The organism is Amycolatopsis sp. NPDC004368 (assembly GCF_053602515.1).
Genome location: NZ_JBSGDT010000001.1, coordinates 229,446 through 250,487, shown reverse-complemented (window position 1 = coordinate 250,487; position 21,042 = coordinate 229,446). Strand labels below are relative to the sequence as shown.

Below are 21,042 nucleotides of genomic sequence, written 5' to 3'. Positions count from 1 at the left end.
AAAAATGATCTTCAACGGTTTCCCTTGGCGGGAAACGAAAAGATCAGTCGATGGTGAACGGGTCGTACTGGATCTGGCTCAGCACGCTCCCGGCCACCAGCATGCGGGAAACCGTCGCGCGGATCATCGAGGGGGAACCCGACACGAGGATGTCGTGGTCGGGCCAGGCGCCGTACCGCGTAACCGCTTCCGCCAGCGTGCCCTGCTCGCACCCGGGCAGGTGGTCACCGCGTTCGACGACCGGCGTCACGGTCAGCCAGGGGTTCGTGGACGACAGCGCGCGCAGCTCTTCGAGGTCGTAGAGGTCCTCACGCGCCGGGCCGCCGTAGAAGAGGCGCGTTTTCGGGTTCTCGCCCCACATCGCCAGGTGGTCGAGGATCGAACGCAGCGGCGCGACACCGGTACCGCCCGCGACCATCACGACACCGCGGGACCGTTCGCGGTCGATCGCCATCCGGCCGAGCGGTGGCCCGAGCCGCCAGATGTCGCCGGGTTGGGTGTGGCTCACGATCGCGCGCGAGACCCAGCCGCCGTCGACCGCGCGCACGTGGAACTCGATGCCCCCGTCCTCCCGCGGCGCATTGGCCGGCGAGAGGTAGCGCCACAGCCGCGGCCGCTGCGGCACCTCCACGCTCATGTACTGGCCCGGCAGGTACGGCACGGGCTGCTCCGGCAGCAGCCGCACCAGCGCGAGGTCCCACGTCAGCCGCCGGTGCTCGACCACGGTCGCGTGCCACGACGCCGGGTTCACGTCGGCGGCCGCGGCCTCCTGCATCGCGCGCGCGACGATCGTGAACGCCTCGGCCCACGCCCGCTCCACCGGCTCGGTCCACTGCGGCCCCAGGTGGTTCTTCAGCGCGGCCAGCAGCGCCGTGCCCACAGCCTCGTAGTGCCGCGGGATCACGCCGAACTTGCGGTGGTCGCGGCCGAGCTGGCGCAGGAACGGCACGAGGTCGTCGGGCCGGTCCACCATCTGCACGATGTGCACGAGCGCGCGCACGAGCCGCCCGCGCTGCACCTCCATGTTGATGGGGAAGAAGTCGCGCGTGACCGGCGCAAGCGTGAACAGCATCCCGTAGAAGAACTGCGAGATCTCCGGGATGAAGGGCTCGGCGAGCGCCCAGGTGTCACGGATCAGCCGCACCATCGCGGCCACGGCGGCGGGCGTCTCACGGGGTGCCGCCGAGCGGGGGATCGGGCTGATCGAATCGGCTGTCATCGAGGTTCGTTCACAGGTCGGGGGCGGTTCGGGGACTCGGGCGGGGCGATCACGGGCGAGTGGCGGGCCTGCGGCGGCACCCCGGCTCGCGCCGGCCTCTGCGGTCGGCGTCGAGGGAATTCACCACTGCCCCACCTCGTTCCCCTCAATAGTCTTCAGCATCTTGTCGTGACGTCCCCCGTCTGCGGCTCGTCCGCAGAGTAGCTGCCCTGCGGCCCTTTGCCAGCAACGTTGCTCCGGTCGGGTTACCGATTACTGAACGCCGTGGGGCACGTCACCGGTTAGATAGTTGCCCTACGCAACCATCAGGCCATAAACTTGTATGGCACAACCAAGTGGGCGCGCGAACAGCGTCCGACCGGGGAGGAAAGCCCATGAGCTCTGCCGACGACGTCAGGGTCGAGCTGATGCGGGAGCTCAGGTCCGCTTCGCAGCTGCAGCACCTGTGGATCATGCAGGCCTGGGAGGCCGAACCCGGCCTCCACCCGGCCGCCGGGATGCTGCTGTCGGACCTCGCGAAGCACGGTGAAGCCCGGCCCTCCGAGCTGGCCAAGCGCAAGCTCGTGGACCTCTCCGTGGTCAGCCGCCAGATCTCGCAGCTGCAGGCCGCCGGGCTGGTCCACCGCCGCCCCGCCCCGGAGGACGGGCGTGCGTCGCTGATCAGCATCTCCGAGAAGGGGCTCGCCGAGGTCGAGAAGTGGCGCGGCCGCTACATCGCCTTCTTCGAGAAGGCCCTCGGTGGTTGGGACGAAGAGCGGATCGCCGACCTGACGACCCGGCTCGCGGAACTGAACAACGGTCTGCGGACCGTGCTCGGGCCTCCCGAGTTCGGCGTGGACAAGGTAGACAAAGCGGAAGTCGGGAAGTGACCGAACGCAAGTGAGTACCGAAGTCGCCGGCGAGCAGATGAGCCACCGGCAGATCATGAAGGCCTTCTCGGGCCTGCTGCTCGCCCTGCTGGTGGCGATGCTGTCGTCGACGATCGTGTCCAACGCGCTGCCGACCATCCTCGCCGACCTGCACGGGTCGCAGAGCCAATACACCTGGGTGGTCACCGCGACGCTGCTGACGTCGACCGCCACCACCCCGATCTGGGGCAAGCTGAGCGACCTGTTCAGCAAGAAGCTGCTCTACCAAGTGGCGATCGTGATCTTCACGGCCGGTTCGGCACTGGGCGGCATCTCGCAGTCGATGCCGGAGCTGATCGCGTTCCGCGCGCTGCAGGGTGTGGGACTCGGTGGCCTGCAGGCCCTGATCCAGGTCGTGATCGCCGCGATGATCGCCCCGCGTGACCGCGGCCGCTACTCGGGTTACACGGGCGCGGTGTTCGCCGTCGCCACCGTGTCCGGGCCGCTGATCGGCGGCCTGATCGTCGACTCGCCGCTGGGCTGGCGCTGGTGCTTCTGGGTCTGCGTGCCGATCGCGGTGATCGCGTTCGTGGTGCTCGGCCGCACGCTGCACCTGCCGGTGCTCAAGCGCAAGGTCCGCATCGACTGGCTGGGCGCGACCCTGCTCGTCGGCGGCGTGGCCCTGGTGCTGATCTGGGTTTCGCTGGCCGGCTCGACGTTCGCGTGGGCTTCCTGGACGAGCGTGGCGTACGTCGGTGGCGCCGTCGTGGCGCTCGGGCTGGCGGTGCTCGTGGAGTCGCGCGCCGCGGAGCCGGTGGTTCCGCTGCGCCTGTTCCGCAACCGCACCTTCACGCTCGCGGTGCTCGGTTCGCTGGCCGTCGGGACCGCGATGTTCGGCGGTTCGGTTTTCCTCGGGCAGTACTACCAGATCGCGCGCGGCTTCTCGCCCACGCACGCGGGCCTGATGACGCTGCCGCTCGTGCTGGGTCTCGCGCTGGCGTCGACCAGTGCCGGGCAGGTCATCTCGCGCACAGGCCGCACGAAGCCGTTCATGGTCGCCGGTGGTGCGTCGCTGCTGGCCGGGCTGTTCCTGCTCAGCACGGTGGACCACACGACGAACCTGACGTTGATGGGTTGCTACCTCGCGCTCGTCGGCATCGGGCTCGGGTTCCTGATGCAGAACCTGGTGCTGGTCGTGCAGAACACCGTGGCCATGAAGGACATGGGCTCGTCGTCCTCGGTGGTCACGTTCTTCCGCTCGCTCGGTGGCGCCGCCGGTGTCTCCGCGCTCGGCGCGGTGCTGTCGGCCGGCGTGGCCACGAACATCACCTCGTCGCTGACGCGCCTCGGCCTTCCCGCCGGTGACGCGGTGCACGGCGGTGGCGGCACGTTCGACATCGACGGCCTGCCCGCCGCGCTGCAGCCGATCGTCCGCGCCGCGTTCGGCGACGCGACCGGCACGGTTTTCCTGTTCGCCGGCTTCATCGCGGTGGTGACGCTGCTGGCGGTGGTTTTCATGAAGGAGGTCCCCTTGCGCCGGACACTCGACGCCGACACCACGCCGGTCGTGGCGCCTTCGGCCGCAGTTCAGGCCGACGTCAAGACGGCCCTGCGCGGCCGCGTCCTCGACGCCGACGGCCGTCCCGTCGCGGGGGTGGTGCTCACGCTCACGGACGCCTCGGGCCGCCAGGTCGACGTCGGCCGCAGCGCCCGCAACGGCGAGTTCGCGTTGTCCGCGGGCTCGACCGGCGAGCACGTCCTGCTCGCGACGGCCGGCTCCCTGCCGCCCGCCGTGTCCACCGTGCGCCTCACCGGCACGCCGGCCTGGCACGACCTGCTCATCGGCGGCACGGGCGGCGTCACCGGCCGTGTCCGCACGGCCGGGCGCCACGCCGCGGTCTCCGGTGCGGCCCTGACGCTCACCGACAGCGCCGGCACGGTCGCCGCTTCGGGGCTGAGCGGCAACGCGGGTGCGTACGACCTCGACGGCGTCCCAGCCGGCGCGTACACGCTCACCGTGACCGCGTACGGTCACGAGCCGCACGCCGAACCGCTGGTGGTGAACCTCGGCAGCCCTGCCCACCACGACGTGGTGCTGGAGGCCGAGCCGGAGTTCGCGCGCCACAGCGGGACGTTGAACCTCGGCTGAACCTGGTCGGAAGCGCTCGATCCCCGGCGCCGGGGCTCGAGCGCTTCCCGGGCGGCTCAACCGGACGGACGCCACCGCACCCGTCCGGGGAACCGCGCTCTACCGCCAGTGGCATTCGGCCGCTCGGGAAGTCTCCTTCCGGCCCTGACCTCGGGTCCTGTCCCGGCGGTAGCGTCCTGGGCGTGACGCGCAGCCGGGTCGCGTTGTTGTGCGCGCTGGGGATCGACAACTTCGGTTCGGGCCTGTTCCTGCCGCTCGCGCTGGTCTACGTGACGCGGGTGGTGGGCGTCCCGTTGGCGCTGGCGGGCACCGCCGTCACGCTGGGCACGGTCGCGGGGCTCGTCGTGCCGCCGCTCGCGGGTCGGCTGGTGGACCGCACGGGGCCGCGCGCGGTGATCGTCGGCGCGCAGTTGCTGCAGGCCGCGGGCGCGGTGGCGTACCTGATCTCCGACGGTGTCGCCGAGGTGGTCGTGGCCGCGATCCTGCTGGCGGCCGGGCAGCAGCTCTTCTACAGCTCGCTGTACGCGCTGATCGCCGACGTCGCGGGCGATGTGCCGAAGGACCGGCCGTTCGCGGAGGTCGGCATGGTGCGTGCGGGCGGCTTCGGGCTCGGCGGGCTGACGTCGTCGGGGATCCTGATCTGGATCGGCGACGGGGGGTACACCGTGGTGCTGGCGGTGGACGTCGTTTCGTTCGTGGTGGCCGCCGCGCTCATCGCCGGCGCGGTGCGGACGCGGCGGCGCAGCACGTCGTACACGAAGGCGCCCAGCGGAGTGCTGCGCAACCGGCCGTACCTGGCGTTGATCCTGTTCAGCGGAATGTTCGGGCTGTCGCTGGACTTCTTCCTGATCGGGACGCCGGTGTTCGTGCTCGACCTCCTGCACGGGCCGCGGTGGCTCCCGGGCGCGATCCTGTTCCTGCTCACGGTGGTCACCAGCGTCGGCGGGACGATCGCGTTGCGGCTCACGCGCCGGCTCAACCGCATCGCCGCGATGCGGGGAGGCTCGGCGTTGTTCGCGGCGTGGTGCATGGTCAGCCTGGGGGCGCTGGTCGTGCCGCGCGGCTGGCAGGTGGTGTACCTGCTGGCCGCGACGCTCGTCTACGCTGCCGGTGACCTGGTCTTCGGGCCGCGCTCGGGCGCGCTGGCCGAGGCCGCGGCCCCGCCGGAAGCGAAGGGCCGGTACCTGGCAGCGTTCCAGTACGCGTTCACCGTCGCGCAGGTGCTGGCACCGGCGGTGGTGTCGCTGTTCGCCGTGTCGGCCTGGTTACCCTGGGTGCTGGTCGGTGCTTGCGCTTGCTTCGCCGTGGCGGGGCTGGGCAGGCTGGGACCGAGGCTGCCGGCGGATGCGGTGACACCGGTTCAGAGTTGAGCGGAACAGACTCAAGTTTTCTGACGTTGTACAAGTCGATGGCCCTTGGTCGGGGCTGTCACCTGGACTTTCACAGAGCACATGAGGTGAGGGATGGACGCTTTCAACCCGACCACGAAGACCCAGCAGGCGATCTCGTCGGCGGCACAGGCGGCCACGATGGCCGGCAACCCGCACGTTTCGGCCGCCCACCTGTTGGGCGCCCTGCTGGCGCAGGGTGAGGGACTGACCGCACCGCTGCTGACCGCGGTCGGGGCGGACCCGGAAGTGGTGCACAAGGAACTCGACCCGATCATCCACGCGTTGCCGTCCGCGACGGGCGCCACCGTGTCGAGCCCGCAGTTCGACACGAACGCGGTGAAGTCGCTGACGCACGCCCAGAAGCTCGCCACCGAACTCGGTGACGAGTACGTGTCGACCGAGCACCTGCTCGTCGGCCTGGCCACCGAGGGTGGCGAGGTCGCACAGCTGCTCAAGCGCCACGGCGCGACGCCCGAAGCCTTGCGCGACGCGTTCGCCAAGGTGCGTGGGTCGGCGCGCATCACGAGCGCCGACCCGGAGAGCACGTTCAAGGCGCTGGAGAAGTACGGCGTCGACCTGACCGAGCGCGCCCGCGCGGGTGAGCTCGACCCGGTGATCGGCCGTGACGCGGAGATCCGTCGGGTCGTGCAGGTGCTTTCGCGGCGGACCAAGAACAACCCGGTGCTGATCGGTGAGCCGGGCGTCGGCAAGACGGCGATCGTCGAGGGCCTGGCCCAGCGGATCGTCGCCGGCGACGTGCCGGAGTCGTTGCGCGGCAAGCGCGTGGTGGCCCTGGACCTCGGGTCCATGGTGGCCGGCGCGAAGTACCGCGGCGAGTTCGAAGAGCGGCTGAAGGCCGTGCTCAAGGAGATCACCGACTCGGCCGGTGAGGTCATCACGTTCATCGACGAGCTGCACACGATCGTCGGCGCCGGCGCCACCGGTGAGGGCGCGATGGACGCGGGCAACATGATCAAGCCGATGCTCGCGCGCGGTGAGCTGCGGATGGTCGGCGCGACCACGCTCGACGAGTACCGCCAGCACATCGAGAAGGACGCAGCTCTGGAGCGGCGCTTCCAGCAGGTGCTGGTGGGCGAGCCGTCGCCGGAGGACACGATCGCGATCCTGCGTGGGCTCAAGGAGCGCTACGAGGTGCACCACGGTGTCCGCATCACCGACGCCGCGCTGGTCGCTGCCGCCACGCTGTCGGACCGCTACATCACCGCCCGCTTCCTGCCGGACAAGGCGATCGACCTCGTCGACGAGGCCGCGTCGAAGCTGCGCATGGAGATCGACTCCCGCCCCGTCGAGATCGACGAGGTCGAGCGCGCGGTGCGGCGCATGGAGATCGAGGAGATGGCACTGTCCAAGGAGGACGATGCCGCGTCTGCCGAGCGCTTGTCGGTGCTGCGCGCCGAGCTGGCGGAGAAGCGCGAGACGCTCACGGCGCTGACCGCGCGCTGGCAGAACGAGAAGGGTTCGATCGAGCGCGTCCGGGAGCTCAAGGAGCAGCTGGAGCAGCTGCGCGGCGAGTCGGAGCGCGCCGAGCGCGACGGTGACCTGGGCAAGGCCGCCGAGCTGCGTTACGGTCGAATTCCGGCGCTGGAGAAGGAGTTCGAGGCGGCCACGGCCGCGTCGGAGGCCAGCCAGCAGAACGTGATGCTGAAGGAAGAGGTCTCGGCCGACGACGTCGCGGACGTGGTTTCGGCGTGGACCGGCATCCCCGCCGGTCGGCTGCTCGAGGGCGAGACGGGCAAGCTGCTCCGAATGGAGGAGGAGCTCGGCCGCCGCGTGATCGGTCAGGAGCAGGCGGTGCAGGTCGTCTCCGACGCGGTGCGTCGCGCCCGCGCGGGCGTCGCCGACCCCGACCGGCCGACGGGTTCGTTCCTGTTCCTCGGCCCCACGGGTGTCGGCAAGACCGAGCTGGCCAAGGGCCTGGCGGAGTTCCTGTTCGACGACGAGCGCGCGATGCAGCGCATCGACATGAGCGAGTACTCGGAGAAGCACTCCGTGGCCCGCTTGGTCGGCGCCCCTCCGGGCTACGTCGGCTACGACCAGGGCGGCCAGCTCACCGAGGCCGTCCGGCGGCGCCCCTACACGGTCGTGCTGCTGGACGAGGTCGAGAAGGCGCACCCCGACGTGTTCGACGTGCTCCTGCAGGTGCTCGACGACGGTCGCCTGACCGACGGCCAGGGCCGCACGGTGGACTTCCGCAACACCATCCTGATCCTGACGTCCAACCTCGGCTCGCAGGCCATCGCGGACCCGTCGCTGGACGAAGCGCAGCGCCGCGACGCGGTGCTCGAGGTGGTGCAGCGGCAGTTCAAGCCGGAGTTCCTCAACCGGCTCGACGACATCGTCGTGTTCCACGCCCTGGGTACCGAGCAGCTGACGTCCATTGTGGACATCCAGGTCGCCCGGCTCTCGGCTCGGCTGGCCCAGCGCCGGCTGCACCTGGAGGTCACCGACGGCGCCCGCGAGTGGCTCGCCCTCAACGGCTTCGACCCGATCTACGGCGCTCGGCCGCTGCGCCGCCTGGTGCAGTCCGCGATCGGCGACCAGCTGGCGAAGAAGCTGCTCTCGGGCGACATCCGCGACGGCGACACCGTGCGGGTCGACATCCCGGCCCTGGAGGCCGGCGACACGTTGACGGTCGACCGGGTCTGACGGTTCCGACGCAGAGCGGCCCTTCCACTTCGGTGGGAGGGCCGTTCTGCGTTCGAGTGTCGGATCCGTGCTCGACGGGTCCTCTCGTGCTCGTCACGGGCGCACGACCGGCCCTTTCGCGTCCGGTCCAGCGGCGCGAGCGGACCGCTCGCGCTTCGGTCCGCGTCCCGGTTGGGCCTTTCGCGCCGTGTCGAGCGAGTGGTCCCTTCGTGCCTTTCCCGGCGGCTCCACCCGGTGAAAATCCGGCAGACATGCCGATATGTCGACCTCCGCGTCCCTGTTCGCCTCGAAAGGGGCGCGCCGACACGGTGCGGGCTTTCAGGAGTAGAGGCCTGGCAGCGATACGCTGACCGACGTGGGTATCTCGGCGTGGATCTGGTTCGTCATCGCCGCCGTCGCGCTGGTGGCGGGGCTCGGCCTGCTCGCGGCGGACCGGGCGAAGGAAGGCTCGCGCAACCGTGAGCGCATGCGCTGGGCCCAGTTGCGCGGCTGGCAGTTCGTGGAGGAGGACGAGCGGCTGCCCCGGCAGTGGTCCGGCGGTGCGATCGGCTACTTCGGTGCCGACGCGGCCGTGAACGTCGTCGCGGGGTCCACGTTCACCTCCGACGGGCGGCGGCCCGTGTTCATCTTCGACATCGAGTCGGAGGGGCAGATTCCGGCGACCGTCGTGGCCGTGCGCTGCAACAAGACGCACCGCGTGCCGGTGGAGATGTGGCTGTCGAGCGTGCCGTTCCAGCGCGAGAACATGCCCGAGATGCTCGGCCCGATCGGTCAGCGCTACGCGTTCGCCGACGACTCCGAGGGCGCGCGGCAGGTCATCACGCAGGAACTCGTGGACGCGGCCGACCAGCTGGGCGGTGACGTCGGCGTCGCCTGGCTCGAGAACGAGTGGGTGCTGGCGAGCGTCGTGCCCAACGCCGGCCCCTCGCGCCTCGAACGCCTCCTGCGCGACCTCGGCGAGATCGCCGACATCGTCGACCCCTTCGACGAGGATTACGACACCGGCCGCACCTGGACCCCCGCCGCCGGCACACCCGCGCCGGCCGCCGCGGAGCCCCGCTCGGCCACGCGCGCGCCGTCCCCGGCGGACACCCGCGCGACGACGCCGGTCGACACCCGCGCAGCAGATACCCGCGCGACCACCCCCGTCGAAACCCGCCCGGCCGCCGACACCCCGCCGGAACCCCGGGCCCCCAGCAGCGGCCCGAGCACCTTCGGCGCCGTCCCGGCCGCCTCGCAGAAGCCCGACCCGGACCTCGACGAAGACTGAGCCCCGCAAGCAAACCGGCCGCCCCCATCACACCGGGGGGCGGCCGGTTTCACGTTCACCCGCGCGGAGGTCCCACCCGGGCCGGAGCCGGATCCTCAAAACCGTTGCGCGGCAACGACTGCGCGGTCAGCAAGAACTCCGAAACCGGTCCCACGGCCTCGGGCAGATCCAGCGAACCCGCGAACTGCCCCGCCCCCGAGTTCGGTGCCACCACGCCACCGTGGAGGTCACCCGTGAACCGTCCCGCGCCGCCGGAGGGGTCCGCGAGCGCGTCCACCCCGTAGGGCCGCCAACCACCTCGACGCGCGGCCACGGGCGAAGAACCGTTGGCCGCTTTCACCGCTGTGAGTGAATCTGAAAGGCCGTCACTCTCGGCCTCGGACGCCGGCGGTCGAAGCGCGGACCCCGCGCACGGCGGCATCCGCACGGCGTCGGACGCAGTGCCACGGACCCCGGAAACCGAAGCCGGCGCGAAGTGGTCGGGACCGCCGTGCCGCAGGTCGAGTGGCAGGCCGTCGAGGGGAAGTGTGGGGTCGGCCGCCGCGGACGCGGGGCCGGCGAGCAGCAGTGCGAGGGGTGCCGCACCGGCGGCCACCTTCGGGAGGTAGCCGGGCTTTCGCTGGGTGTGCTTGCCCATGCGCCGGACCATACTTCGCCACTCGGACAAACGCGACTGCAGGTAGGTTCGCACCATGACCTCCACTGCCGTGATCACCGGAGCCACCGCGGGTATCGGAGCGCAGTTCGCGCGCACGCTCGCCGCCGAGAAGCACGACCTGGTGCTCGTCGCGCGCGACGAGGAGCGCCTGGAAACGTTCGCCCGCCAATTGGCCGAGCGCCACCAAGTCGGAACCACCGTGCTCTCCGCCGACCTGTCCGAAGTAGACGGACGTGCGAAGGTCGAGCGCCACCTGGAAGACAACCCCGTCGACCTCTTGATCAACAACGCGGGCTTCGGCCTCTCCGGCGAGTTCTGGAAGATCTCCCCAGACGCGCTGCAGCGCCAGCTCGATGTGAACGTCACCGCCGTCCTGCGCCTCACCCGCGCCGCGCTGCCGGGCATGGTCGAGCGCGGCCACGGCGACATCATCAACGTCTCCAGCGTCGCCGGTTTCTTCTCCGGCCGTGGCTCCACCTACACGGCCAGCAAGAACTGGGTCACGTCGTTCACCGAAGGCATCGCGACCTCCCTGCCACCCGGCCTGCGCGTGATGGCGCTCTGCCCCGGCTTCACCACCACCGAGTTCCACGAACGCGCCGGCCTGGAAAAGGAAGCCCCGAAGGCGTTCTGGCTGGGCGTGGAACAGGTCGTGACCGAAGCGCTCGCGGACCTGCGCCGCGGCAAGGTGATCTCTGTGCCGAGCCTGCAGTACAAGGCGCTGGTCGCCGCGACGGGTCTGCTGCCGCGCGGGGTGCTGCGCCGGCTGTCGGCCGGGTTCGGCAACCGCGCTCGCACGTGAGGTAGGGCTGCCCCCACCCCTGCTCGGCGAGGTGGCACCAGGGTGGAAACCGCCGTCGCTGCCTAGCGTTTTCCCCATGACGGATGAGGCAGTGCGGCTGAGCGCCGTGCGCAAGGACTACGGACGGGTCACCGCTCTGGCGGGCGTGGACCTGGTGTTCCCGCGGGGCGGGTTCACCGCCGTGATGGGGCCTTCGGGATCGGGCAAGAGCACGTTCCTGCACTGCGCCGCGGGGCTCGACCGCCCGACGGCGGGCTCGGTGCACCTCGACGGCCACGACCTCGCCCAGCTCTCCGAGACGCGGCTGACGAAGCTGCGCCGCGACCGGATCGGCTTCGTGTTCCAGGCCTTCAACCTGCTGCCCGCGCTCACGGTCGAGCAGAACGTGGTGCTGCCGCTGCGCCTGGCCGGGCGCCGGGTGGACCGCAAGCTGGTGGCGCGGATACTCGCGCACGTCGGCCTCGCGGACCGGCGCCGCCACCACCCGGGTGAGCTGTCCGGCGGTCAGCAGCAGCGCGTGGCCATCGCGCGGGCGCTCGTCACCCGGCCCGCCGTGCTCTTCGCCGACGAGCCCACCGGCGCCCTCGACACGCGCACCGCCGCGGAAGTGCTTGCCCTGCTGCGGGATTCCGTGCGCGGCGGGCTCACGGTGGTGATGGTGACGCACGATCCGGTCGCCGCCGCACACGCCGATCGGGTCGTGTTCCTCGCCGACGGCCGCGTCGCCGGCGAGCTCGTGCACCCGAGGCCCGAGGCCGTCGCCGCGCGGATGACGCACCTGGGCGCGTGGGCCGGCAATGGCACCGTCGCGGTCGGGGGCGCGTGATGCTCGGGCTCGCGCTGCGCACGCTGCGGTTGCGCAAAGGCGGTTTCCTCGCGACGTTCGTGGCCGCGTTCCTCGGCGCGGTGATCGTGTCGGCGTGTGGTGGCCTGATGGAGACGGGCATCCGGGCCGATGCGCCACCGCAACGGCTGGCAGCCGCGCCGATCGTGGTTGCGGGACAGCAGGAGTTCGAACTGTCCAAACGCGGCCCGGACGACGAGAAGGACAAGACCGAGAGCGCCGCCCTGCCCGAACGCGTGCACCTCGACCCGGCGCTGGCCGACCGGATCCGCGCGACGCCCGGTGTGTCCACTGTGGTCAGTGACGTGACCGTGCCCGTAGTGCTGCGGCAAGGTCCGGCGGAAGGCCACGGCTGGGCCTCCACTGCGCTCACCGCCGGGCACGCGCCGAGCGAAGGCGAGATCGTCGTCGCCGGGGTGAACGCGAAGCTCGGTGACACCGTGCGGCTCGCCGCCCGCGGCACCACCGGCACCTACCGCGTCGCCGGAATCGCCGCTGCCGACACACCGATAGTCTTCTTCACCCCCGCCGAAGCCGTGCGCCTGAACGGAAACCAGGTCGACGACTTCGGCGTGTTCACCACGGGTGACCCCGCCACCGTCGCCGCGAGCCTCAACCTCGGCGCCGGCATCGTCGCCCTCACCGGCGACGACCGCGGCCGCGCCGAGTTCCCGCAGGCCGACGCCAGTGGCACCGACCTCGTCGCTCTTTCCGCCGTCTCCGGTGGGCTTTCCGTGCTCGTGGCGCTGTTCGTCGTGGCCGGCACACTGGCTCTCGCGACGCAGCAACGCCGTCGTGAGCTGGCGCTGCTGCGCGCCATCGGCACGTCGCCGCGCCAGCTGCGCCGGATGGTGCTCGGCGAGGCCGTGGTGATCGGCCTGCTCGCCATCGCCGCGGCGGCCGCGCTCGGCCCGCTGCTGGGCCGCTGGCTCTTCGAGCGGCTCACGAACGCGGGCGTGGTCCCCGACGTCGTGCGGTTCCACCAGGGCTGGCTGCCGATGGTGGTCGCCGCCGGGGCGACAGTGCTCGCCGTGGTGCTCGCGGCCGTGGTCGCCGGCCGGCGCGTGAGCCGGATCCGGCCGACGGAGGCGCTGGCGGAGGCGAGTGTCGAACGCCGGTGGCTCACGCCGTTGCGGCTGATCGTGGCCCTGCTCAGCTTCGGCGGTGGCACGGCGCTCGTGATCGTGACGCTCGCGGTGATGACCGGTCCCGTCGCGGCCAGCACGGCGGGACCCGCGGTGATGCTGTGGGCGATCGGCGTCGCGGCGATCAGCCCCGGCGTGACGAAGGTCGTGGCGGTGCTGCTGCACGCGCCGGTCCGGTTGCTCGGCGGCGTCACCGGGTGGCTCGCGCTCGCCAACACGCGCTCCGCCGCCACGCGGGTCTCGGGAGCGGTCACGCCGATCATGCTCGCGGTGGGCATCGCGACCGCCAACATCTACCTGCAGACCACCACACAAGCCGTGTCGCAGCAGGCCTTCACCGAAGACCTGCGGGCCGACGCCGTGGTCGCCGCGCCGGCCGGCGTCAGCCCGGAATTGCTGCGGCAAGTGCACGCCACGCCGGGCGTCGCCGCTGCGTCGGAGTACGTGACCAGCACGGTCTTCGTCACCGGGCCCTTCGACGATGGCCAGGACGACGACGGCCGCCCCGCGCTGGGCCTCACCGCCGGCAGTGCCGCGCAGACGACGTCGGCGAAGGTCACCGCGGGCAGCCTCGACGCGCTCACCGGCGACACCGTCGCGCTGCCCGCCACCGTGGCCGCGGGGCTGCACCGGGGGCTCGGCGACCCCGTCACGCTTCGTCTCGGTGACGGGGTCGAGGTGACCGTTCGCGTCGTCGCGCTCGTCGACCAGCCCACCGGCTTCGAGACGCTGCTGTTCCCCGCGGATCTGCTCGCCGCCCACACCACCCCGGGCCTCGCGGCGCAGGTGCTGGTGCGCGCCGCGCCGGGCGTCGACCAGGCCCGGCTCACGGCGAACCTCACCGCCGCCACCGCCGGGCAGCCGGTGTCCGTGGGCGACCGCGCGTCGCTGCTCGCGGCGCACGCGTCCGGCGACCAGGTGGGGGCGTGGGTGAACTACCTGATGGTCGGGATGATCATCGGCTACACCGTGATCTCCGTGGTGAACACGCTGGTGATGGCCACCTCACGGCGCCGGCGCGAGTTCGGCCTGCAGCGTCTCGGCGGCTTTACGCGCACGCAGGTGCTGCGCATGGCGGGCGTCGAAGGCGGCCTGATCGCGACGATCGGCGTGGTGCTCGGCACGGTCGTGTCAGCCGGGGCGATCGTGCCGTTCTGCCTGGTGGCCACGGGTTCACCGCTGCCCATCGGACCGGTCGGGGTGTACCTCACGGTGGTGGCCACGGCCGCGGTGCTCGCGCTGGTCGCGTCGCTGGTGCCGGCCTGGGTGGCCACGCGGGCGCGGCCCGTGACGGCCGTCGCGCTCGGCGAGTGACGAGCGGCTTTGTCGGGGGCGTGTGTAAGACTCTCGGCCGTGGCGTACCCCGGGTTGGATCAAACCGCGAAGCTGGAACTGGCCAGGCTGGTCTCCGAACTGGCCGTGGTGCACGGCAAGGTGACCTTGTCGTCGGGCAAGGAAGCCGATTACTACATCGACCTCCGCCGAGCGACCCTGCACCACGCGGCGGCGCCGCTGATCGGGAAGCTGCTGCGGCAGCTCACGGCCGACTGGGACTACGTCGCCGCCGGCGGCCTCACCCTCGGCGCCGACCCGGTCGCGCTGGCGATGCTGCACTCCGCGGCGGGCGACGGCATGGTGCTCGACGCGTTCGTGGTGCGCAAGGCGGTGAAGGAACACGGCATGCAGCGCCGCATCGAGGGCGTCGAGGTGCGCGGGCAGCGCGTGCTGGCCGTCGAGGACACCTCGACCACGGGCGGCAGCGTGCTCACGGCCGTGGAAGCGCTGCGTGAGGCCGGGGCGATCGTGGCCGGCGTCGCGACGGTGGTCGACCGCGACACGGGCGCGCGCGAGGCCATCGAGAAGGAAGGCCTCGAATACCGCTACGTGCTGAGCAAGGACGACCTCGGCCTGAGCTGAGCGCGATTCTCGAAGATCATCGAGAATGCGTGCGTGACGAACCACCCCTCGCCGGTGTCCCCCTGGTGGAAGGGGGTGCCGTGACCTCGACGGAGCTCGACGACGCGACGCTGGTCGGCCGCGCCCGCGAAGGCGATGTGCGGGCGTACGAGCAGCTCGTGCTGCGGTACCAGGCGCCCATGTTCCGGCTCGCCGTGAAGATGCTCAACCACCGCGGTGACGCCGAGGACGTGGTGCAGGAGACGTTCCTCGGCGCCTGGCGCAAGCTCGGGCAGCTCAACGACGACAGCGCGTTCGTCGGCTGGCTCTACCGCAGCACCGCGAACCGCTGCCTCAACGTGATCCGCGCGCGTCGGCCGCAAGCCGACGTCGACCTCGAGCTGGCCGAGTCGCCGCGCGCCGACGTGCAGCCGGAACGCGCGGCGCAGGTCAACGGGCAGCTCGAAGCGCTCAACGCGGCGTTGCAGCAGCTCACGCCGCCGCAGCGCGTGTGCTGGCTCCTGCGTGAGGTCCACGGCCGCTCCTACGACGAGATCGCCGAGGTCGTCGGGGTGAACCCCGTGGCCGTGCGGGGCCGCATCGCCCGGGCTCGCGCTCAGCTGGCGGAGGTGATGAAGCCGTGGCGGTGAACGACACCGGTTACGAGCTCCCGTGCGGCCGGGACCTGGAAGAGCTCTGGGACCGGCTGGATTCGGTGGACCTCGACGAGCACGAGGCCACCTGCCCCCACTGCGGCACCGCGCGCGCGAGCCTGCTGGCTCTGCGCGCGGCGACGGCCGAACTCGTCGCCGAACCCGATCCCGTGCCGCCGGGCCTGGTGGGGCGCATCATGTCGGCCGTGCGGGCCGAGGCGCGGCGCGGGCAGATGCTCGACCTGCCGACGCCGGAGCCGGGGCGGGTCGAGGTGAGCGAGGCGGCCGTGGCCGTGGTGCTGCGCTACGCCGCCGATTCCGCGGGTGACGTCCGGGCCCGCCGCTGCCGCGTGCGCACGGTCGGACCGGCGGTCGAGGTGGAGCTCACTCTCGCGGTGCGACTGGGGAACGTCGCGGGCGCCGAGACGTTGGCCCGCGTGCGCGAACGCGTCACGGCGGCTGCCGCCGCACGCGTCGGGCTTTCGCTCGCGAAGCTCGACCTGCTGGTCGAAGACGTGTACGAGGACGGGGAATGACGGCCGAATACGTGATTACCGACCCGGTGGTCGCGAGCGTCGCGGCGCGGGCAGCGCTCGACACCCCCGGTGTGGTGCGCCTCGAACCCGGGCTGCGTGGCCTCGTCACGGCGTGGACGCGCGCGGCGCGCGGGCGCTGGCAGGGGCTGGACCCGGCGCCGATCGACGGCGTGCGCGTGCGCAGCGGCGAGGGCGGGCTGTCGGTGGAGGTCGACGTGGTGACGTCGGCGTTCGACCAGGCCGCCGCCGTGGGCCGGGCGGTGCAGCGGTCCGTGGTGCGCGGGGTGGCGGAGCAGACCGGGCTGGCGGTCGACTCCGTGGTGGTGTCCATTGTGGATATCGAGCTGGAGCGCCGGTGAGCGTGGGTCTGCGGATCGTCGAGGCGCTGGGCGAGGTGGCCGGGTTGCGGCCCGCGGTCGAGCGGAACCGGCTCTCCGCCGTGGATCTGGGGCCGGAGGCGGTGCAGATCCGGCTGATCGCCACGCGGCTGCCGCTGCCGCCGTTGCTGGCGCACGCGGAGGCCGTGGTGCGGCCGGTGCTCGCGGGCACGGAGTGGGCGGACGTTCCGTTGCGGCTGATCGTCACGGATGTCGACGCTGCCGCGTTCTGAGCGTCCTGTCACACGATCGGGTCGTGACGATCACCGGGCCGCTGTGTCGAGGGGGAGACGGGGAAGGAAAGCGTTGTCCCCCAAGCCGATTCGAGGGAGAACTTGATGACTGCCACTGCGGAGAAAACCGTCGACCTCGTCGTGGCGCCGGGCCTGGTGACCGGCCAGGGCACGACCACGATCGCCGACGTGGTGGTGCAGAAGATCGCCGGCCTGGCCACGCGCGAGGTGCCGGGCGTCCACGCGCTGGGCGGTGGGGCCGCGCGGGCGCTGGGTGCGCTGCGCGACCGCATTCCGGGTGCGTCGGCGAGTGCGGGGCAGGGCGTGGCCGTGGAGGTCGGCGAGAAGCAGGCGGCGGTGGACCTCGAGATCGTCGTCGAGTACGGCGTGCCGATCGCGGACCTTTCCCGCCAGGTGCGACGCAGTGTGATCGGCGCGATCGAGCGCATGACGGGGCTGGAGGTGGTCGAGGTGAACATCAGCGTCGGCGACGTCCACATCCCGAGCGCGGACGAAGAACCCACCACGAGCGATCGGGTGCGCTGAGGGATCTTTCCGGCGCGGCCGTCGTACCCGGAGTGACCACTCCGTTACCCCTCGGGTGAATGCGTTGCTCTCCTGGGTTGAACATCACAGTGAGTGAGGAATTTTTGCCTGCCCGTGCGCGGTTACCGGAGTAACGTCGCTGGTAGAAGCCGTGGGGAAGGGGGCGGTGGTGAACGCTTCGGTGGCGCATTTCCTTGCCGACGTGACGGTGGCGGTGCACATCCTCGCCCTGTTGTTCATCGGGCTCGGCGGTTTCCTGGCGTGGCGCTGGCCACGGGTTGCCTTCGTGCACGTGTTCTTCGCGTTCTGGGGCGTGCTCGTGAACGTCGCGCCGATCCCGTGCCCGCTCACCGCGGCGGAGAACTTTTTCAGGCACCAGCAGGGGCTCGGTGACCTGCCCGGCGGCTTCAACGCTTACTACCTGTACGACACGGTCGTGCCGCGTTCGATGCTGCCGGCCGTCGCCGTCATCGCGTTGGCGCTGGTGATCTTCTCCTACGTCGGTGCCTACGTCCGCTGGCGCCACCGCCACGACGACACTCCGACTCACCGCGTCAGCATGGGCTGAGCGAGAATCGTCCCTCGTGACGGACGACATCGAGGCCGGACCGACCGAGTGGGTGGGTCGCGAACCGGTCGGCGTGGGCCCTTGGCCGGGCGACTGGCCGACGGATCCCCGCTACGACCCCGAGCTGCTGGAACACGGCGACCGCCGCAACGTCGTCGACGCCTACCGCTACTGGACCCGCGCGGCGATCGTGTCCGATGTGGACACCCGACGGCACTCGTTCCACGTGGCCATCGAGAACTGGCAGCACGACCACAACATCGGCACCGTGGTCCGCACGGCCAACGCTTTTGCCGCGGCTGAGGTGCACATCGTGGGGCGGCGGAGGTGGAACCGTCGGGGGGCGATGGTGACGGATCGGTATCAGCATTTGCGGCACCACGAGGATGTGGCGGGGCTGGTGTCGTTCGCTGCTGGGGCTGGGTTGGCTGTGGTGGCGGTGGACAACACGCCGGGGTCGGTGCCGGTGGAGGTGGCGTCGTTGCCGCGGGAGTGTGTGTTGTTGTTCGGGCAGGAGGGGCCCGGGTTGTCCGCGGAGGCGCAAGAGGCGGCGTCGATGGTGGTGTCGATCGCGCAGTTCGGGAGTACGCGGTCGATCAATGCCGGGGTTGCGGCGGGGATTGTGATGCATGCTTGGGTTCGGGAGCATGCGGATTTGTCGCGGTCTTGGTGAGGTGCTCGACTCGCTGCGCGGATCGTTGCGCTTGGGGTGGGGCGAGGGCACCCCGATTCTTTATCGTGGAAGGCGGGGATCGAGGTGCGGGGGTGGGTGTGGGTGCGCCTCGTTCGGGTTCGTTGCGGTGATCCTGGGGGCGGAGCGGGTGTGTTCGGGGTCGAGGTGGTGGGCTGGCTTGCGGACTGGCAGGGGTGTTGAAGTACTGAGGTACCGGTCGACTGAAGTGCTGAACTTCTGATTTTGTGCGGCAGTGCTGGTTGATGGGCTGGCGGCGCCGCGCGAGGCTGCGGGGGCAAAGCAATGGGCTGGAGTCACCGGTTGGTGACTCCAGCCCGAGTTGCGTTGTTGGCTGAGCGGTGGGCCGGGGTTGCGACACCGGTGCCGTGCCAAGCGGCGCCGCAGCGTTGACGCCCGCCCGGCGCGTGGGGCGGCAGCGTTGTGTGGGAGTAGTGGGCCGATTTGCGGGTTGGTGGCAGTGCCGAAGTACTGAGGTACCGGTCGCGTGAAGTGCTGAACTACTGAGTGGTCGATGGTGTGTAGTCGCGCCTGTGCGGGGGCGGTGGTGGGTAAGGCAAAGGGCTGGAGTCACGGTGGTGACCCCAGCCCTGGTTGCGTTGTTGGTTCAGCGGTGGGCCGGCGCCGCCTCACCGGTGCGGTGCCGGGCGGGGGCCGGGGCGCTGATGCCGGCCCGGCGCGCGGGGGCGGCGGCCGAACTCCGCTGAGCCGGGGCGGGTGCAGCGGTGCCCCGGGAGGGAGCGGCGGTGCCACGGGCAGGGGCTGCCGTGCCTCGGACCGGAGCGGCGGCGGTGCCACGCGCGGGAGCAGCGGCCGTGCCTCGAACGGGAGTGGTGGCGGTGCTGCGGGCGGGAGCCGGGGCGCTGATGCCAGGCCGGCGCGCGGGGGCTGCGGAACCGTGCCGAGCCGGGGTGGGTACAGCGGTGCCACGAGCCGGGGCCGCGGTCCCTCGCGCGGGAGCGGCGGCGGTGCCACGGGCAGGGGCTGCCGTGCCTCGGACCGGAGCGGCGGCGGTGCCACGCGCGGGAGCTGCAGTGCCGCTGGCCGGAGCCGCGGTGCCACGGGCAGGCGCTGCGGCAGTACCCCGGGCCGGAGCAGTCGCGGCGGCGCCGTCGCGAGCTGGGGCCGGGTGCTGAGCGGGGGTGGCGGCCGGAGCCGGGGCCGGGGCGCTGGCCGTCGCGGCGGTGGCGGCCGGGCCGGACAGGGCCAGCGCGCCGCAGGCGGCGGCGGCGATGAGACCAGAAACGGTGAGCTTCTTGGCGTTCATGGAAATTCTCCCCGAGCTTGGAGTGGATCTTGTGCTCCACCGAACGTAGGGGCGGGTTGTCAGGAACCCGTTTCAAAGGAGTCAGCCCGACATCAGGGGGCGCCATCGTGCGCGAACGGGCAGAATCGCGAGTATGAGCGTCGACCGGGCCGGGCGGGCGGCTGAGGCGGAGCGCGCCGTGCGGGGGCGGCACCTGCGGCGCGTGTGGGGCGTGCCCGGCACGGTGCTGGGGCGCAGCGGGTGGCCGCCTGACTTCGGACAGCGGGTGCACTGGCACTGGAACTACTGGTGGCAGGCGCATCTGCTCGACAGTCTCGTCGACGCCCAGCTGCGCGATCCTCGGGCCGAGCGGGCGAAGGTGATCAAGGCGTTCGTCAAATCCATGCGGTTGCGCAACTTCGGCAAGTGGACCAACGACTACTACGACGACATCGCCTGGCTCGGCCTTGCCCTGCAAAGCGTCCGCGCTCTCAAGTTATCCAATGTGGACGAAGCCATCACCGCCATCCGAGCCCAGCTCCACGACGGCTGGACTCCCGACGCCGGCGGCGGCATCTGGTGGCGCCGCGGCGACAAGTTCAAGAACGCCCCCGCCAACGGTCCCGCCGCCATCTTCCACGCCCGCGAAGGCGATGCCACGCGCGCCCGCGAGATCACGAACTGGCTCACGACCACCCTCGTCGACCCCGCCACCGGCCTGGTCTGGGACGGCCTCCGCGTCGACACCGGCGAGCTCGTGAAGCACATTTTCACTTATTGCCAGGGCGTCTACCTGGGCGCGTGCCTCGAACAGTCCGATGTGGACGAAGCTGCGTGCACCGTGCGCGCCGTCGCCGCCCACCTCGCCCCCGGCGGCATCCTGCGCGGCCAAAACGGCGGCGACGGCGGTCTCTTCGCCGCCATCCTCGCCCGCTACCTCGCGCTCGCCGTCCCGCACCTCCCCACTCCGGAAGCCGCCACGGCCCGCACCCTCGTCCTGACCAGCGCCGACGCCTGCTGGGCCGGCGCCACCCCCACACCGTCGGGGCCGTTGTTCAGCGCCGAATGGGCCACCCCCGCACCGTTGAGCCCGCCACGCCCCGACGCCCCCGAACGCGACCTCTCCGTCCAAACCGGCGCCTGGCTGCTCCTCGAAGCCGCCGCCACCCTTTCCTGACGCCGGTGCGCGTGGTTGTCCACAGGCACCCCCGAGTTGTGGACAACTCCGGCCCCCATGCCCCGATCACGACTTTTTGTCGGTGGGGGCCGGTAAAATGGGTCCAGGGCCTGCCCCCTCGGGAGG

At 71.3% G+C, this 21,042-nt stretch carries 18 protein-coding genes and 1 pseudogene; 17 read left to right on the top strand and 2 right to left on the bottom strand.

The window, feature by feature from the left end; translation table 11 throughout:
- Positions 1-43: 43 nt before the first annotated feature.
- Positions 44-1,219 carry a globin domain-containing protein gene (locus ACWEOE_RS01130; RefSeq protein WP_452002146.1) on the bottom strand — a complete coding sequence of 392 codons (1,176 nt, stop codon included), beginning with the start codon at positions 1,217-1,219 and terminating at the stop codon, positions 44-46.
- A gap of 374 nt (positions 1,220-1,593) precedes the next feature.
- On the opposite strand from ACWEOE_RS01130, the gene ACWEOE_RS01125 reads away from it, so the two are divergent.
- The 5 genes and pseudogenes from ACWEOE_RS01125 to ACWEOE_RS01105 all read left to right on the top strand — a co-directional run.
- Entirely contained in the window at positions 1,594-2,088 is a 495-nt protein-coding gene (locus ACWEOE_RS01125) for a MarR family winged helix-turn-helix transcriptional regulator (protein WP_452002143.1), read from the top strand.
- Positions 2,089-2,125: 37 nt separating this feature from the next.
- Entirely contained in the window at positions 2,126-4,216 is a 2,091-nt protein-coding gene (locus tag ACWEOE_RS01120) for an MFS transporter (RefSeq protein ID WP_452003308.1), read from the top strand.
- Between the two features lie 182 nt (positions 4,217-4,398).
- Positions 4,399-5,586: an MFS transporter gene (locus tag ACWEOE_RS01115; protein WP_452002140.1), complete on the top strand. Its 1,188-nt coding sequence runs from the start codon at positions 4,399-4,401 to the stop codon at positions 5,584-5,586.
- A 93-nt stretch (positions 5,587-5,679) separates the two neighbouring features.
- Positions 5,680-8,274 (top strand): ATP-dependent chaperone ClpB, encoded by a 2,595-nt coding sequence (clpB, locus tag ACWEOE_RS01110; RefSeq protein WP_452002138.1) that lies wholly within the window; start codon positions 5,680-5,682, stop codon positions 8,272-8,274.
- Between the two features lie 355 nt (positions 8,275-8,629).
- A pseudogene (locus tag ACWEOE_RS01105) lies at positions 8,630-9,337 on the top strand (hypothetical protein); the annotation flags it as partial.
- Positions 9,338-9,599: 262 nt separating this feature from the next.
- Here ACWEOE_RS01105 and ACWEOE_RS01100 read toward each other — a convergent pair.
- The gene (locus ACWEOE_RS01100; RefSeq protein WP_452002135.1) at positions 9,600-10,181 is read right to left on the bottom strand and encodes a hypothetical protein; all 582 of its coding nucleotides are present in this window, start codon (positions 10,179-10,181) and stop codon (positions 9,600-9,602) included.
- 55 nt (positions 10,182-10,236) lie between these two features.
- Here ACWEOE_RS01100 and ACWEOE_RS01095 point away from each other — a divergent pair, with 55 nt between their 5' ends.
- From ACWEOE_RS01095 to ACWEOE_RS01040, 12 genes are all read left to right on the top strand, one after another.
- Complete coding sequence (locus ACWEOE_RS01095; RefSeq protein WP_452002133.1) at positions 10,237-11,004, top strand: SDR family NAD(P)-dependent oxidoreductase; 768 nt, start codon at positions 10,237-10,239, stop codon at positions 11,002-11,004.
- 76 nt (positions 11,005-11,080) lie between these two features.
- Positions 11,081-11,830: an ABC transporter ATP-binding protein gene (locus ACWEOE_RS01090; RefSeq protein ID WP_452002130.1), complete on the top strand. Its 750-nt coding sequence runs from the start codon at positions 11,081-11,083 to the stop codon at positions 11,828-11,830.
- On the top strand, positions 11,830-14,307 hold the full coding sequence (locus ACWEOE_RS01085) for an ABC transporter permease (protein ID WP_452003306.1): 2,478 nt from the start codon (positions 11,830-11,832) through the stop codon (positions 14,305-14,307). The genes ACWEOE_RS01090 and ACWEOE_RS01085 overlap by 1 nt, the downstream gene beginning before the upstream one ends.
- A 39-nt stretch (positions 14,308-14,346) precedes the next feature.
- Positions 14,347-14,910 carry an orotate phosphoribosyltransferase gene (gene pyrE, locus ACWEOE_RS01080; RefSeq protein ID WP_452002128.1) on the top strand — a complete coding sequence of 188 codons (564 nt, stop codon included), beginning with the start codon at positions 14,347-14,349 and terminating at the stop codon, positions 14,908-14,910.
- Positions 14,911-14,990: 80 nt separating this feature from the next.
- Positions 14,991-15,539: an RNA polymerase sigma factor gene (locus ACWEOE_RS01075; RefSeq protein WP_452002125.1), complete on the top strand. Its 549-nt coding sequence runs from the start codon at positions 14,991-14,993 to the stop codon at positions 15,537-15,539.
- Positions 15,536-16,078: an Asp23/Gls24 family envelope stress response protein gene (locus tag ACWEOE_RS01070; protein WP_452003303.1), complete on the top strand. Its 543-nt coding sequence runs from the start codon at positions 15,536-15,538 to the stop codon at positions 16,076-16,078. Before ACWEOE_RS01075 ends, ACWEOE_RS01070 begins: the two co-directional genes overlap by 4 nt.
- On the top strand, positions 16,075-16,437 hold the full coding sequence (locus tag ACWEOE_RS01065; protein WP_452002122.1) for an Asp23/Gls24 family envelope stress response protein: 363 nt from the start codon (positions 16,075-16,077) through the stop codon (positions 16,435-16,437). The genes ACWEOE_RS01070 and ACWEOE_RS01065 overlap by 4 nt, the downstream gene beginning before the upstream one ends.
- The gene (locus ACWEOE_RS01060; protein ID WP_452002119.1) at positions 16,434-16,688 is read left to right on the top strand and encodes a hypothetical protein; all 255 of its coding nucleotides are present in this window, start codon (positions 16,434-16,436) and stop codon (positions 16,686-16,688) included. Before ACWEOE_RS01065 ends, ACWEOE_RS01060 begins: the two co-directional genes overlap by 4 nt.
- Positions 16,689-16,793: 105 nt before the next feature.
- Complete coding sequence (locus tag ACWEOE_RS01055) at positions 16,794-17,234, top strand: Asp23/Gls24 family envelope stress response protein (protein ID WP_452002117.1); 441 nt, start codon at positions 16,794-16,796, stop codon at positions 17,232-17,234.
- A gap of 181 nt (positions 17,235-17,415) precedes the next feature.
- A complete protein-coding gene (locus ACWEOE_RS01050; protein ID WP_452003300.1) occupies positions 17,416-17,802 on the top strand; it encodes a DUF2784 domain-containing protein in 387 nt (128 codons plus the stop codon).
- Positions 17,803-17,818: 16 nt separating this feature from the next.
- Entirely contained in the window at positions 17,819-18,475 is a 657-nt protein-coding gene (locus tag ACWEOE_RS01045; protein ID WP_452002115.1) for a TrmH family RNA methyltransferase, read from the top strand.
- A gap of 1,418 nt (positions 18,476-19,893) precedes the next feature.
- Positions 19,894-20,916, top strand: coding sequence for a glycoside hydrolase family 76 protein (locus tag ACWEOE_RS01040; RefSeq protein WP_452002113.1), 1,023 nt, complete (start codon positions 19,894-19,896; stop codon positions 20,914-20,916).
- The last annotated feature ends 126 nt before the right edge of the window (positions 20,917-21,042 follow it).